The 15,436-nt window shown below is 52.8% G+C and carries 11 protein-coding genes and 1 pseudogene; 2 read left to right on the top strand and 10 right to left on the bottom strand.

The annotated features are described in order from the left end of the window. The 4 genes and pseudogenes from IAE50_RS18985 to IAE50_RS26755 form a co-directional block, all read right to left on the bottom strand. A pseudogene (locus IAE50_RS18985) lies at positions 1 to 860 on the bottom strand (RHS repeat protein); the annotation flags it as partial. A gap of 99 nt (positions 861 to 959) precedes the next feature. Beyond that, positions 960 to 1,484: a hypothetical protein gene (locus IAE50_RS18980; RefSeq protein ID WP_200135035.1), complete on the bottom strand. Its 525-nt coding sequence runs from the start codon at positions 1,482 to 1,484 to the stop codon at positions 960 to 962. 165 nt (positions 1,485 to 1,649) lie between these two features. Continuing rightward, a complete protein-coding gene (locus tag IAE50_RS18975; RefSeq protein ID WP_200135034.1) occupies positions 1,650 to 2,093 on the bottom strand; it encodes an SMI1/KNR4 family protein in 444 nt (147 codons plus the stop codon). Between the two features lie 2 nt (positions 2,094 to 2,095). Next, a complete protein-coding gene (locus IAE50_RS26755) occupies positions 2,096 to 2,338 on the bottom strand; it encodes an HNH endonuclease (protein WP_200135033.1) in 243 nt (80 codons plus the stop codon). Positions 2,339 to 2,599: 261 nt separating this feature from the next. Between IAE50_RS26755 and IAE50_RS18965 the strand changes: the two genes are divergently transcribed. Further along, entirely contained in the window at positions 2,600 to 3,196 is a 597-nt protein-coding gene (locus tag IAE50_RS18965; RefSeq protein ID WP_200135032.1) for a DUF4291 domain-containing protein, read from the top strand. Between the two features lie 733 nt (positions 3,197 to 3,929). On the opposite strand, the gene IAE50_RS18960 is transcribed toward IAE50_RS18965, so the two are convergent. From IAE50_RS18960 to IAE50_RS18935, 6 genes are all read right to left on the bottom strand, one after another. After that, positions 3,930 to 4,589 carry an RHS repeat-associated core domain-containing protein gene (locus IAE50_RS18960; protein ID WP_375287647.1) on the bottom strand — a complete coding sequence of 220 codons (660 nt, stop codon included), beginning with the start codon at positions 4,587 to 4,589 and terminating at the stop codon, positions 3,930 to 3,932. A 157-nt stretch (positions 4,590 to 4,746) separates the two neighbouring features. Beyond that, complete coding sequence (locus IAE50_RS18955) at positions 4,747 to 5,217, bottom strand: hypothetical protein (RefSeq protein ID WP_200135031.1); 471 nt, start codon at positions 5,215 to 5,217, stop codon at positions 4,747 to 4,749. Continuing rightward, positions 5,214 to 9,728 (bottom strand): RHS repeat-associated core domain-containing protein, encoded by a 4,515-nt coding sequence (locus tag IAE50_RS18950; protein ID WP_200580955.1) that lies wholly within the window; start codon positions 9,726 to 9,728, stop codon positions 5,214 to 5,216. The genes IAE50_RS18955 and IAE50_RS18950 overlap by 4 nt, the downstream gene beginning before the upstream one ends. 2 nt (positions 9,729 to 9,730) lie before the next feature. After that, positions 9,731 to 10,150, bottom strand: a complete 420-nt coding sequence (locus tag IAE50_RS18945) for a DcrB-related protein (RefSeq protein WP_200580954.1) — start codon at positions 10,148 to 10,150, stop codon at positions 9,731 to 9,733. Further along, positions 10,150 to 12,072: a type VI secretion system Vgr family protein gene (locus IAE50_RS18940; protein WP_200580953.1), complete on the bottom strand. Its 1,923-nt coding sequence runs from the start codon at positions 12,070 to 12,072 to the stop codon at positions 10,150 to 10,152. Before IAE50_RS18940 ends, IAE50_RS18945 begins: the two co-directional genes overlap by 1 nt. Positions 12,073 to 12,459: 387 nt before the next feature. Further along, the gene (locus IAE50_RS18935; protein ID WP_200580952.1) at positions 12,460 to 13,659 is read right to left on the bottom strand and encodes an NAD(P)/FAD-dependent oxidoreductase; all 1,200 of its coding nucleotides are present in this window, start codon (positions 13,657 to 13,659) and stop codon (positions 12,460 to 12,462) included. A 229-nt stretch (positions 13,660 to 13,888) separates the two neighbouring features. On the opposite strand from IAE50_RS18935, the gene pitA reads away from it, so the two are divergent. Next, complete coding sequence (pitA, locus tag IAE50_RS18930) at positions 13,889 to 15,385, top strand: inorganic phosphate transporter PitA (protein ID WP_042713216.1); 1,497 nt, start codon at positions 13,889 to 13,891, stop codon at positions 15,383 to 15,385. Positions 15,386 to 15,436 lie beyond the last annotated feature (51 nt).

The following is a 15,436-nucleotide window of genomic DNA, read 5'->3' as shown; positions in this document are numbered from 1 at the left end:
GTTTCGCCCACCATCTGCAGGCCGGACCAGGCGTACTGCATACGTTCCGGTTTCCGGGCATGGCGTCGCCACACCTGTTTTTCCGTACGGCGGCCCAGGGCGTCGTAGCGATATTCTGCTTTTGTAAACTCCGCGTCGCCGTCTATTTCCACCCGGCTGATACGGTGCTCGTCGTCGTAGCTGAAGCGCTGCGTCACTCTCCGGTGCGTGTCGTGGCGCACGGTCATACGCCCGAAACCGTCGTACTCACGGCTGACGCCGTCCAGGCGTTTCAGCAGGTTGTTCCACACCGGCTGTAGTTCCGGCGTGGTGCGGTTGTCCGCCGCGTCATACCAGAAACGCTCTTCCCCTTCCGGCTGCAGGCTCTGCGTCATGCGCCCGGCCGCATCGTAGCCCCACAGGGACTGACGGTACTTCTCCGCCGGGGTGGACGGCGCGCCGTCGGTGTACATGCGGCGGATTATCTGGTCCGCGCGGTCCCACTGGTAGCGGCGCTCCGAAACCAGACGGTCGCGCAGGTTGTCGGTGCAGCGCAGGTGCGTGATGCGCCCGGCCATGTCGTAGTGCGTCTCCAGCTCCAGCGCGCCCATCGTGCGGTGCGTCTCCCGGTGCAGGCGGTCACGCTGGTAGCCGGTGACCGGCAGCGTTTTGCCGCTCAGGGAGAGCTGCATCTCCAGCAGGTGCCCGGTGCCGTAGCGCAGGAACTTCAGTTCCCGCCCGTCCGGGAAGGTGGTGGCGCTGAGGTTGCTTAAGGCATCGTATTCATGCTGATAAACGCCGGAGTGGTTCTCCTCGCGGACCAGGTCGCCACGCTTGTTACGTGCCAAAATGATGGCTTCGCTGTGCGCCGGCTCGCGCATCTCCACCGCGGCCTGACGCCACTCAGTGTAGGCAAACCGTGTTTCGCGCCCGTCGGTACGAATGCAGAATGGCGGGGTCCGACGGGGCTGTTAGAACACTTATTTCTTTAAAGCACTGGGATCAAATACGATCAGGTCATGGCCTTTAAGACCACAGGGCCAGCCGCCTTTTTTATAGCAGTCAAATATTTCCTCAAAAAGGTTATTGCGTAGAGGATTATCTAAGAATCTATTTATTGCCACTGTGGAGAGAACAAAAAAAGCATCTTCGCGAGCATCAGAAAATAAAAAATCATCATAACCGGTGTTGAGTTTTTTTACTTTTTTCTTCCTGTGTTCCAATAAAACACCAGCATGTTGGATTTGTAAGTTTGCTAAATATTCATTAACAACCTCTTCCGCATCATCAAACTTATCATGAACCCTTAAATCTTTTATATTATTTTCAATAACATCCTCCCAGACTTTATATGGCGCGGGTAGATTTTTCTCAAAAGCAAATTCACAGGCGTCCCTCAAAGAATCTGTAATCACATAACTTTTAACATCTTCTGCAGATAAACCTTTAAAAAAAGAATTTGTAAAAATAAAATCTATCGGTTCAAATACATAGTTTGTATTCATTACCACCCTCCTTTACTGAAAATTTTGGCCCATACGTCGTTAACTTCACCAAGTCATCTTCTTTCAAGAATGTTGTAGTTTGCTCTGCTAGTAACAGAAGCTCGTTGAAAGCAATTTCGCTTATCAAAAATAAAGGCAGGTAACAACATATTGGTCACTGCAAAATCACAACTCTATTTCGTGAAGGTTACCCAGGAATTCAGTAAAAGTCTCACTCACTTTATAAACATTAGACATATCAGGCGAATCAGCCTCAAACTCATGATCCCAGAAATAAATTCCTTGGTGTCCATTTACACCAATCAACACAAGGTTACCACCAGCATCATGCGCGATTGGTATTAATCCCTGAGGCACCCTATCTTTATACTGATCATAATACTTTTGTAAATTACTATATTTCTCCTTCCCTAAACTAAGAAACCAATCAACTGCAGAACCATCATCTCTATCAGAATAAAAGCTGAAAGCATTCGGGACTGGTTGGCCTCCGTTATATTTCTTTAAAAAATCTTTATAATCCTCAGGAAAGGAACCGCCAACTCTTTTTTCGAAAGTTGTGATTTCTTCTGTACTAGCTGGACTATTATAGTTCACGATATTAACCATTATTATCTCCTGTTTGTAGCAATGCCACCAGAGTGCCTTACAGCGTCATGTATTTCAGTAGGAACAAGTTGCATGTAACCAGAATCCTGATGATGATGCCATGTATAACCTCTAGGTCTAGGATTATTTGGGCTGTAACCTGCAGCGATATCTGCGCGGCCAAAATCAACATCATCTCTTATCTTACCAAGTATTATACGCACGTTTTTAATAGACAGCGTGTTGCTGCTCAGGGAGAGCCGCATCTCCAGCAGGTGCCCGGTAGGGCAGGGACTTCAGTTCCCGCCCGTCCGGGAAGCTGGTGGCGCTGAGGTTGCTTAAGGCAATGACTATCGCAATTTTTGATACTTAACAGATGAAGTCATCTAACTAAAAATGATATTTGTAAAATTTAATAACTGAAACTTCGCTGTCTAAATCAAATATTAAACATACTCAATTTAATATGATTTGTGGTAAGATAGTACAAATATAGCTTATATAGTAAAAGTTGGAGCGAGAATTTCATGAAAAAAAACACAATAAATGCCCCTCAACCAGAAAAAGAGATTAGAGCATTCTATACAGAAGACTTTATTCGCGTTTACCAGGCATACTCTGACAATATTGCAGACAGTGCTCTTGATAATAAAAGCTTTGTTTCTCCTCCTTTTAGCATGTCGAGAATGACATGGATTAAACCCTCTTTTTTATGGATGATGTATCGTTCTGGATGGGGGAAAAAAGACTATAATCAAAGTCGTATTTTGGCAATCGACCTCAGCCACCAAGGCTTTAAAGAGATCCTTTCTCAAGGGATACTAAGTAAGCATCAACACCATGAGACAGAACAGAATACAGAATGGAAGAGAAAAATAAAAGAATCAGACGTCGTTATACAATGGGATCCAGAGCGAGACATATTTCTAAATAAACTTAATTATCGTACGATACAGATCGGATTACGGAATCAAGCCGTAATTGACTACTGTCAAAAATGGATAGTTAACATATCAGATTTAACTAAAGATGTCAGAGACATACACAAATTAATTAAATCAGATAATATCAGCGAAGCAAGAAGCCTTCTACCAAAGGAAAGTGTTTATGTTGTTACCTTATAAAAAATGAACAATTAAAACTGCCTTAGTAAGCTGCTGGCACAATAGTATCGTACGTTTAGCTTTAACAAATGGGAGTTAATTACTCTAATATGACGCTTGACCATCTAATGTGCTAGTTCTACTCAGCCCTCTCAAAAATCAATAAACTAACAAATAATTCAATTTTTTTTCCTAACATCTATTATGACGTTATTTTAAGTCTATAAATATTATTTAATTTAAACCTCCACACCTTCTAAATTCTCTTAATTATAAAAAATAAATTTTTCAATAATTCTTTTCTATGATCGACACAATTTCTTATCCAAAAACATTGACAATCATTTAACAAATCCTCAGCACAAAAATAAAGTAATTCTCCCACCCAATCTCGTGGCACATACTATTCATAGTGCATATTTTTCACATATTGTGGGTAAAGTTTTTTCCTCGTCGAAGTTAATATAAAAATCAGACATAAGATCGTAAATACCCCACCATGAATTTTGTATTGATAATCGCTTATAAAATTCATCAGCAATCTTGTTTTTCTTATAAAGATATCCATCTTCAATCAAACAGTATATCAATTCATCTGCATTTTGTTGATTAACAATAGGATACTTTATCTTTCTTGATGAACATCAAAATCCAAATGGTCAATACCATTTTTCACGAAACTTACATTTCTTTAAAAGCGATAAACTACTAAAATAGGAATCTTTTTAAGATAACTAAAATATTTTCATCTTAGTTAATGTGCATTAACCTCCCTTATATCAAGAAAATATTGAGCATGTGCACTATCTCCAATATTAATATTCAATGTCCCACGCTGAATCTTATGACTCCGAGACTCATCTAAAATGATTCTAACCCGGTTGACGTTAGACGGAGTACTTCCCTGAACCTTAAAAATAGATTCGGTAGTATTGCTACTCACTGTTTTACACATTAACCCCAACGGATCCACCCACCCCAGTGGGTCAACCACATAGGTATAGGTATTCAGCCCGCCCGCCAGCCCTATCGGGTCCATCTGGGTGTAACACCCGCCCGCCGGGTCGTAGTAGCGGAAGGTGTTGTAGTGCAGGCCCGTTTCGCGGTCCAGGTACTGGCCCTGGAAGCGCAGGTTCTGCGGGGTGTCCCAGTTTACCGGTGTGCTCTCCCGCAGGCTGCGGCCCCAGGCGCTTGATGCGCCGCGCCAGACAGTCTCGCCGTTGCTGTCGGTCACGCTGTCCGGCAGGCCGTTCAGTTCCGTGTGATACCAGAAGATATCAGCGTGCTCACCGTGGCTGTCGACGCGCGCCAGCGGCTCATAGCTGTTTTCGGTGTGGATATACTGCACCGCCGCGTCCGGGTGGCTGTCGCTGGTTTCGCCCACCATCTGCAGGCCGGACCAGGCGTACTGCATACGTTCCGGTGTGGTATAGGTATCATTAATATACTGAAATTTCGATTCAAAAAAAGATTATTCCTTAAAGTCGTTATTGCAATTAGTTATGTTTATAAACATATCCAAAAATTAACTCTAATAAAAAAACATGATGATTATTATTTCCTCTGATTTGCTATTTACAAGAACAAATATTCACCTCTTCCAATTCATCAGTACCCAATTTCATGAATAAAACCTCTAAAGCTTCTGATGGAAAAGGGTGTTCGTGTACTAATATACTAATTTTTAAGTGGGTCTCGTCTATCGCATTGACGCTCCATAAAAACCAGAATCTGTTTTCAGGTTCAAACCAGTAAAGCCAATTCTCAAAGGTCCAATCGTCACCATCACTTGAAAAAGAACTAGTAAAGCACTTAGGTAAAATTGCAAGCCAAAAATCTAGATCGGGCCACTTAGGGAAAGTATTCTGATTAATTGTTAATAATATATCTCTCGCTTTTTGCAATATAAAATCGCCGCAACCAGCACGACAAGTTGTAGTATACTCGACGATAAACCCATTATTTTTTTTAAGACAAGAAGATGAGGAAATTCTCTCCCCCTCATCTTCTAAGTACACTTTCAACACATCCAAATAATTCATAATGTTCTCCCAGAACCTTGTATGATGTTTTCCAATAATTCATTAATCTGCTCTGGCCTTAATCCATATTGATCAGGCGTTTTTTTATCAACTCGTAATGGCCTGTTTCGATCTGCTTTGTTTTTAGATTTACCTAACTCTCTTTCAGTCATAGACGTTTCCCGTAGTTTGTCCAGGAAGGTTTGTTTAACCTCGAAAGTTTTAACTTGTTTATCACCCATACCACGAAATTCAGCAGCTCTTTCTTTACTACCAAAGTTTAAAAACAACATTCTTTCTCTATCGGGAATAGTAATATTTCCTAACTCATCAATAAAAATCCTTTGACTTGCTACAACATCAGTTTCGACACGATAAACAGGAGTTGTTTTACCACACATCAACCCCAGCGGATCCACCCACCCCAGCGGATCAACCACATACGTATACGTATTCAGCCCGCCCAGCAGACCAATCGGGTCCATCTGCGTATAGCACCCGCCCGCCGGGTCGTAGTAGCGGAAGGTGTTGTAGTGCAGGCCCGTTTCACGGTCAAGGTACTGGCCCTGAAAGCGCAGGTTCTGCGGGGTGTCCCAGTTTACCGGTGTGCTCTCGCGCAGGCTGCGGCCCCAGGCCGTGGAAGCACCGCGCCAGACGGTGTCGCCGTTGCTGTCGGTCACGCTGTCCGGCAGGCCGTTGAGTTCCGTGTGGTACCAGAAAATTTCCGCATGCTCACCGTGGCTGTCGACGCGCGCCAGCGGTTCATAGCTGTTTTCGGTGTAGATGTACTGCACCGCTGCGTCCGGGTGACTGTCGCTGGTTTCACCCACCATCTGCAGGCCGGACCAGGCGTACTGCGTGCGCTCCGGTTTCCGGGCATGGCGTCGCCACACCTGTTTCTCCGTGCGGCGGCCCAGGGCATCATAGCGGTATTCGGCTTTTGTGAACTCCGCGTCACCGTCGATTTCCACCCGGCTTATACGGTGCTCGTCGTCGTAGCTGAAGCGTTGAGTCACGCCGCGCTGCGTGTCGTGCCGCACGGCCATACGTCCGAAACCGTCGTACTCCCGGCTGACGCCGTCCAGGCGTTTCAGCAGGTTGTTCCACACCGGCTGCAGTTCCGGCGTGGTGCGGTTGTCCGCGGCGTCATACCAGAAACGCTCTTCACCTTCCGGCTGCAGGCTCTGCGTCATGCGCCCGGCCGCGTCGTAGCCCCACAGGGACTGACGGTACTTCTCTGCCGGAGTGGAGGGTGCGCCGTCGGTGTACATGCGGCGGATTATCTGGTCCGCGCGGTCCCACTGGTAGCGGCGCTCCGAGACCAGACGGTCGCGCAGGTTGTCGGTACAGCGCCGGTGCGTGATGCGCCCGGCCATGTCGTAGTGCGTCTCCAGCTCCAGCGCACCCATCGTGCGGTGCGTTTCACGGTGCAGGCGGTCACGCTGGTAGCCGGTGACCGGCAGCGTTTTGCCGCTCAGGGAGAGCTGCATCTCCAGCAGGTGCCCGGTGCCGTAGCGCAGGAACTTCAGTTCCCGCCCGTCCGGGAAGGTGGTGGCGCTGAGGTTGCTTAAGGCATCGTATTCATGCTGATAAACGCCGGAATGGTTCTCCTCGCGGACCAGGTCGCCACGCTTGTTACGCGCGAGGATGATGGCTTCGCTGTGCGCCGGCTCGCGCATCTCCACCGCGGCCTGACGCCACTCGGTGTAGGCATAACGGCGGATTTCGGTGGCCAGCGCGCTGTAACGGTACTCGGTGCGGTGCTCCGGGGTTTCCCGCGCCGTCATGCGCCCGAGGGCGTCATATTCGTAATTCAGCACCTGCGCCGGCAGGTCGCTGCCGCGCTCCGGGTGGCGTACAAGCGAAGCCACCTGCTGCGCGGCGTTGTAGTGATACTCCGTCTGCCGCCCGGCGTAATCCTGCTGACAGGTCAGCAGCCCGGTCGGGGTGTAGTCGAAACGCCACTCCTGGTTGTTAGCGTTGGTGAGCGTCACCAGACGGCCCGCCCGGTTGAAGCGGAAACGGGTCACATGCCCTGCCGGGTCGGTGGCTTCCGTCACCTGGCCGCGCGCATTGAGTTTTACCCTGCGCGTGCTGACGCCGTCGACGCTCTGTCCGCAGAGCAGGCCGGATTTTGTGTAGCTGAACTGCGTCTCGCGCCCGTCGGCACGGATATAGGTCTGCAGGCGACCGGCGGGGCTCCAGACGTAGCTGTCAGTATTGCCGAGCGGGTCGGTGCTGCGGATAAGGCGCCCGGCACCATCATACTGATTCTGGCTCTGGTTACCGGAGCAGTCCTCCTCGCGGATCAGCTGGCCCAGCGCATCCCACCAGAAACGGTGGCTGTTCTCCAGCGCATCAATGCGGCGGATTAAGTCGCCCTGATCGTTCCACTCAAAGCGCGTCACGCCGCCTTCAGGATCGGTCAGCGCCACCACATCGCCTGCCAGGTTGTATTCGTACTGCCAGACGCCGCCGTCCGGCAGCACCTCTTTTAACGGGAAGTCGTACAGCGGATGCCAGGTTTTCAGCGTTGCGCGTTCGAGCGGGTCGTGCTCCAGTGTCATATTGCCGCGATCGTCCCAGGCATACTCCCAGCGCCCGCCGTCGGGCTGAACGGCTGACAATAGCTGTTCGGACTGTCCCGCCCAGTTGAACTGCCACTTACCGCCGTGCACATCGGTGTACGCTGTGATGCGGTAGATCTCATCCCAGTAGTGTTCGCTGACCACGCCTTCATCATTGCTGACGCGGGCGTAGCGTCTGCTCTCATCGGCGTCGATACGCCAGTTTTCCAGCACCGCGCCCTGCTCGTCGTGAACCTGGTAAGCCTTCACGCGCCAGTGTTCTGCATCTGCACTCGGCTGCCACTGGTAATGCACTTTCAGGCCGGTCGAGAAGCTGTGCCAGGCCAGCATATCGCTGGCGCGATCCCAGCCAAACTGGCGGGTTACCACATCATCGGCATCGATGACCGCAATCAGCTGCGCCTGGTCGTTGTAGCGATAGCTCACCAGCAGCTGGCGTGCGCCGTCAACAATCTGGTAAACCGCGCGTAAGCGCCCGCTATGGGCGTCGTACTCAAGTTCGACATCCAGCGCTTCGTTGTCACTGGAGATACGCGCCAACTGGCCCTGCTCGTTCCAGCTGAAGTAGTGGGCGTTTTCATGGCGGTCGTAGATGCGGTGCATGCGCCACTCGCCCGGGCGGGTGGGATCCGGCTCATAGACCTGATGATCGCCTTCGCCGGTCTGGATCGCGATCGCACCGTTCGGGCTGGAGAAGAGCCTGAGCCCCTCGTCCGGATAGGAGATCATATCGCCGCTGAGCACTTCACCAAGCCCCAGCTCGCGCCCGCTCATGTCTTTGAAAATCAGCTGATTGTCCGCCAGACGGTAAAGACGCGTCTCAAACGGCATCATCCAGCCGGGGCCAAACATGCCGGAGGCGCGGTTGCGGCTGTTGTAGATACGCTGCCAGTAGAGCGGCATACGATCCGGCAGCACAAAGTCGAGATCCTCCTCTTTGGCGAGGATCTTTGCGCCGCTGGCAATATTGACCGGAAAAGCGGTGCTCGCTGCGGAGATAAGAACGGAAGAAACCGCATCTGAAACTACCGCGCTGCCAAAAGCACAGACGATATTTTTCAGCACGCTGCGGGTTAGCATGCGTCGGCAGAGCATTCTTGCCAGATTGGGCAGTTCAGCAACCCCCAGCGAGCCGACAATCGCGCCCAGCATATAGGCCAGCTGGTTTTTGCCACTCCGGATATCGCGAACGGTGATGGTGTCACCACCGATGCGAACCCGCGGATCTTCACTGACTTTGATTTCCGCTTCGCAGGTGCTTTTCTCACCATTGCGCGCTGCGGGCTGATTATTGATTAGGACGCTTTTGGAACCCTGGGCGATAAAGTTACTGCTGGTGACCGCATGGCCTTTTTTGCAGTCGACGTTATCGAGTGGCATCGGGGTCGCATGGGGATCGGCACTTTCAACCAGTGGTTGCGAAAGTGATTCCCACAGGTTCGATCCCCACTTTTTCATGTCATCGAGGGTGAGACCTTTGGCGCGTTCGGCAAGCGCCATCGTCACGCCGCCGGGCGTCAGGATGAGCTTTGCCGCTTCAGCCGCAGTGGCCAGCGCCAGCACGCCAACAGCCGCCCAGTCGATGCTCTCTTCAGGAGCAGGAGGCGCGAGCAGATAATCGCGATCCACGGTTCCGGCGGCACGCGCGGCTTTTTTGCCCTTGATATGCACGTTCTCAGAGCCGGTGACGATATGCGCGTCGGGGGGCCCGGGGTCTATCAGGCTGTCGACCAGCCTCCCGGCGGCGTCACCGATTTCCTGCAGACCGCCGCCGAAGACCAGAACGGCAATTGCCGTGCCAGCCAACACTGCACCGACAGGCGTAGAGCAAGCAAACAGGAGCCCGGCGATAATCGCCCCTTCAACGACAGCACCAACAAAATCCGCCAGCGCTGAACTGTGGATGAGTGGGTCATCAATACGGGCCGCGATGTAATCCGTCATCCTTACGCCCCTAACTGTAAGCCCGATTTGATCGACGCCCAGAATGCATCAGCAGGCGCGTCAAACGGCGCGGTACGGCTGAACGTCAGCACCAGAAGATGATCCTCCACGCGGGTGATGGCCAGTTTCTCATGCACCAGCACGCCCTGGTTTTCAAAGCGCAGCGAAACTTCACGGGCAGGCTGGTTCGCCACCTGGCTATCTCCCACTTCGCCCATTACGACTTTCTTCATGCTGCGCTTCACTTTCGCCAGCTGCTGGCTGATAAACGCCTCTTCCTCACCTGCCTTGATGTCCCACGCACGGGTGATCACCAGCGTCGCGTTGCTCTCATTAAAGCGCAGCACGTTAATGCTGCGATCCTGGCATGCTTCCGGCAGGTTGAGGATGCCTTCCGAAATAACAAACTGTGCGGTCGCCATTATTTATCCTTCCCTTGATTAAATGCTTGTTTTACCGCGTCCTGGATCTGCGAAATGGTAGGGGCAATTTCACCCTGCGGTTGTGGCTTCGATAAGTTCAAATCCAGCAGCCCGCCGGTATTAATCTGACCGCTACCCTGCGCGTCGATTTTGAAATTCTCACACTGCAGCGTAACCGTGCCGTTGGCACCCAATGTCAGCACCGATTTACCAGAAACAAGCTGAATGCCGGTGTCAGAGGCCTGCACCAGGGGGCCCTGCACTTTCTGCGTAAAGCCACCGCCAATCACCTCGTCGTGGGATAGCTGCGTCGCCTGGAAGTGGGTTCCGGCCACTTTGCCGCTGTGATCGCGCGTGATGTTCACGGTCTGTGAGCCGCCAACGCTGCGCGTCTCATCGTTTTTCACATGGGTATCGAGGTTACGCTCGGCCTGGATCCACACCTGCTCTTCGCCCGCTTTATCTTCAAAGCGCAGGGCATTGGCGTTATCTACCGAGCCATCTTTCGAGCGGCTGAGGAAGCCCATCTGCGTTGCGGCGGCAGGCAGCGCCCAGGGCGGCATGCTCGCTTCGTTGTATACGCGGCCGGTGACTATCGGGCGGTCCGGGTCGCCGTTGATAAAGTCGATGACGACTTCGTCGCCGACGCGTGGGATCTGTACGCCGCCATAGCCCTGACCGGCCCAGGCGCTGGAGACGCGCACCCAGCAGGAGCTGGTGTCATCGCCTTTCGCCAGTCGATCCCAGTGGAACTTCACTTTTATGCGGCCATATTTATCCGTCCAGATGCTCTCCCCCTGCGGGCCAACAACGCGCGCGGTCTGCGGGCCGTAAGTGCGCGGCCAGGGAGTGTGCTGCGGCGGGCGAAACACCACCGAGGAGGGAATAACGCTGAAGTCGATGCGGTGCACCGTCTGGCTGTCGGCACCGCTGGCGTAGCGGTTCTCTTCAAAATTGTAGTGGGCGGCGGTAACAAGATATTCGCCATTGTCATTAAAGAACGCGGCGTTGGTCAGCTGGAAAGTGCAGCCCGGCGCAATACCGATTGCCGTGGCGGTGCCTTCGATTTGTTGATGCTCAACCTGCCAGCGCTCCTGGCGAATGCGGGCGTAGAATTCGCCATGCCCATGCTCGACGAAGCGGCCCGGCCAGTCATAAACATCAATAGCGCCGGGAGACGGAGAGTTCGGGTTTTGCCGCGCCTGGAAAAGCCATGCGTTCGGTTTGCGGAAATCGTAATCATCCAGGCTGTAAATCCCTGGCGTCACGCTATCTTCCAGCGCCCACTGGCTAATTCCCTCTTCATCGGTGCTACCGCCCGATGGCGTCTGGTGATAGGGAATAAATTCATAGCCGCTAAAGGGCTGATGTTGGGTAGCCGCGTCGGTCAGCACCAGCGTGTGTTTGTCCGCTTCATGCCTGAAATGGTAGGCGATGCCTTCCAGCTCCATCAGACGGCTGATGAAATCGAAGCTGCTCTCCTGGTACTGCACGCAGTACTCCCACGTGCGGTAGCTGCCTGTCAGCTTATCTTCAATATTGACCTGGTATTCGCCCAGCAGGGTTTTCACGATTTGCGGCACCGTCTGTCCCTGGAAAATACGCAGGTTGCGGTCGCGCTTCATCGGCCAGAGATCCGGCTCAACGGTAAGTTGGTAAACGGCATAACGCGTACCGCTCAGCTCGACGGCGCTTACGGCGACGCGGGTGATTTTACCGTTAAGGTAGCGGCTGCCGGACAAGCCCTGGGTTGGCAGGGTGACGGTGACCGGTTTACCGAGCAGCTGGCTGCGATCCATGCGCGCGTCAGTCCCGAGCAATTGCAGGGTAAAGGAGAATGCTTCGGACAGGGCTTCACGACCAGAAATTTTCCAGAAGAGCAGCCCCTCGGCAGGTAACTGAACAGTGATGCGATTGCTCATAAAGCGGATCCTGACATAAAACGCACCACTCCAGGCGCGTTCATCGGTTTAACGTGGCGGGCTTGATAAAAAGCTACCGCACCCTTTCTGAAAGCGAAAAGGCCTCTATTGTCTGATTTTTCGGCGAAATAAGTGCCAGGAATTATCCTAATCCATAGCAAACCTACCAAAAAAAGCGTCTGTTTTTAGCGAGTTAATGAAGCTCCCGCAAAAATAAAGACGCGTAAATCAATGGCCTTCAGCGTAATTTGCTTTAAGTGAAAAGGATTGTGTGAGTGCGCAGCCGCAGAGTCAAATGCTCTCATTGCGGTTTCGCGAGGGCTCTCGCAATTTATTGCCTGAAAAAGATGCATTACATGCGGCAAACCGTGGGCGATCGAAAAACGCTTATGCCTCTTGCTCCGCTAGCGCCTGTGCGCAGGCCCACGCGCTGGACCATGCCCACTGGAAGTTGTAGCCCCCCAGCCAGCCGGTCACATCCATCACTTCGCCAATAAAATAGAGCCCCGGCACGTTTCGCGCTTCCATGGTGCGCGAGGAGAGTTCATGGGTATCCACGCCGCCGAGCGTTACCTCTGCGGTGCGGTAGCCTTCGGTGCCATTGGGCTGGACACGCCACGCGGTCAGGGTCTCGACCAGCTTCTCCTGGTCACGGCTATTGAGCTGTTTCAGCGTCACATCAGGGATCTGCCCAAGCTGCTGCAAACACTCCACCAGGCGTTTGGGCAACTGCATGCCGAGGGTGTTTTTCAGACTCTGATTAGGGTGCGTATCGCGCTGCTGATTGAGGAACTCCGCCAAATCGCACTCCGGCACTAAGTTAATAGTGACAAACTCGCCCGGCAGCCAGTAGCTGGAGATTTGCAGCACCGCAGGCCCCGACAGACCGCGATGGGTAAAGAGCAGGTTTTCGCGAAATACCGTCCCGTTTTCAGCGGTGATAAGAGACGGCACAGAGACGCCGGAGAGGGTCTGCACCTGCTCAAGCAAAGGTTTGTGCAGGGTAAAGGGCACCAGACCGGCGCGGGTCGGCAGCACCTTCAGGCCAAACTGCTCGGCGATTTTGTAGCCGAAAGGCGAAGCGCCCAGCCCCGGCATCGACAGCCCGCCGGAGGCGATCACCAGTTTCGCCGCCTGCACCGTGCCGCCGTTCAGCTGTAAGGTGTAGCCGTTGTCATCACGCTCGACGGAGAGGATTTCCGTGCGCAGGCGCTGGGTGACATTGCCCTTCTCGCATTCCGCCACCAGCAGATCGACAATCTGCTGCGCGGAGTCGTCGCAAAAGAGCTGGCCGAGCGTCTTCTCATGCCAGGCGATGCCGTGTTTACCCACCAGATCGATAAAATCCCACTGGGTGTAGCGCGCGAGGGCAGATTTACAAAAATGGGGGTTCTGGCTTAAGTAAGCCGCCGGTTCGACATAAAGATTGGTGAAGTTGCAGCGCCCGCCGCCGGACATCAGGATCTTACGCCCCGGCTTTTTGCCGTTATCCAGCAGCAGCACGCGCCGACCCGCTTGCCCCGCCAGCGCCGCACAAAACATCCCCGCCGCGCCAGCACCGACTATAATGGCATCAAAGCTTTCCACATCTTCACCCTCTCTCTTACCTGGTCGCGAATTGTAAAGAGTTCAGGCTGGTCACACCAGCGCGGTGTGGTGAGAAAAGAAACATACCATTGAAATTTATAAGATAATTTTAAAAATTCAGCGGAATGTAAGCGATGATGTCAAAAAAAGTCGATATTTCACTTTGCCCATACCGCCAATGTCCCTGATAATGCGCGGCGTTCGTGTCCCCAAAATGGCTTAACGACCTATGGTACATTTGTTTGCCGGCCTGGATCTCCATACCGGGCTACTCCTCGTGCTTGCACTGGTTTTTGTTCTGTTTTACGAGGCCATTAACGGCTTCCACGACACAGCGAATGCCGTGGCAACCGTGATTTATACACGCGCTATGCGTTCTCAGCTGGCGGTTGTGATGGCGGCAGTGTTTAACTTCTTCGGCGTTTTGCTGGGCGGGTTAAGCGTTGCGTATGCCATTGTGCATATGTTGCCAACCGATCTGTTGCTGAATGTTAGCTCCGCACACGGCCTGGCGATGGTCTTTTCCATGCTGCTGGCTGCCATTATCTGGAACCTCGGCACCTGGTATCTGGGCCTGCCTGCTTCCAGTTCTCACACCCTGATTGGCGCAATTATCGGTATTGGTTTAACCAATGCACTGATGACCGGCACCTCGGTGGTCGACGCGCTGAACATCCCGAAAGTGCTGAATATCTTTGGTTCGCTGATCGTTTCACCGATCGTCGGCCTGGTATTTGCCGGTGGATTGGTGTTCCTGCTGCGTCGCTACTGGAGCAGCACCAAGAAACGTGCGCGTATCCATATGACGCCTGCGGAACGTGAGAAGATCGACGGCAAGAAAAAGCCGCCTTTCTGGACGCGTATCGCACTGATCCTCTCTGCTATCGGCGTCAGCTTCTCTCATGGGGCAAACGACGGTCAGAAAGGTATCGGCCTGATTATGCTGGTGCTGATCGGCGTTGCGCCGGCGGGCTTCGTGGTCAACATGAACGCCTCCGGTTATGACATCACCCGTACGCGGGATGCCGTCAACAACGTGGAAACCTACTTCCAGCAACATCCGGCGCTGCTGCAAAAAGCGACCGGTGTCGATCCGCTGATCCCAACGCCGGAAGAAGTAGCCACTAAGCCTGGCGAGTTTCACTGCCACGCGGGCCGCGCTATCAGTGCGCTGGACCGTGCGAAAGCGATGCTCACCGGGATTGAAAGCTACGATCAAATCCCGCTGGAACAGCGCGGACAGCTGCGCCGGATTATGCTCTGCCTCTCCGATATCACGGATAAAGTGGCGAAGCAGCCGGAGATCAGCGCCGACGATCAGCGTCTGCTGAAGAAACTGAAAGGCGATATGCTCAGCACCATCGAGTACGCGCCAATCTGGATCATCATGGCGGTCGCGCTGGCGCTGGGTCTGGGGACGATGATTGGCTGGCGTCGTGTTGCCACCACCATCGGCGAGAAGATCGGTAAGAAAGGCATGACCTACGCTCAGGGGATGTCCGCGCAGATGACCGCAGCGGTGTCGATTGGTCTGGCAAGCTATACCGGTATGCCGGTCTCGACCACCCACGTGCTCTCTTCGTCCGTAGCCGGTACGATGATTGTCGACGGCGGCGGTCTGCAGCGTAAAACCGTGACCAACATTCTGATGGCCTGGATCTTCACGCTGCCGGCGTCGATTATTCTCTCCGGCGGTCTGTACTGGATTGCGCTGAAGCTTATTTAACCTAAGCCTCAGAGAGACAAAAAACGGGTCAGGAAACTGACCCGTTTTTTT

The sequence above is a fragment of the Kosakonia sp. S42 genome, from assembly GCF_016624785.1.
GTDB classification, from domain to species: Bacteria; Pseudomonadota; Gammaproteobacteria; order Enterobacterales; family Enterobacteriaceae; genus Kosakonia; species Kosakonia cowanii.
The sequence above is the reverse complement of the archived record's forward strand: the minus strand, read 5'-3'. Positions and strand labels throughout refer to the sequence as shown.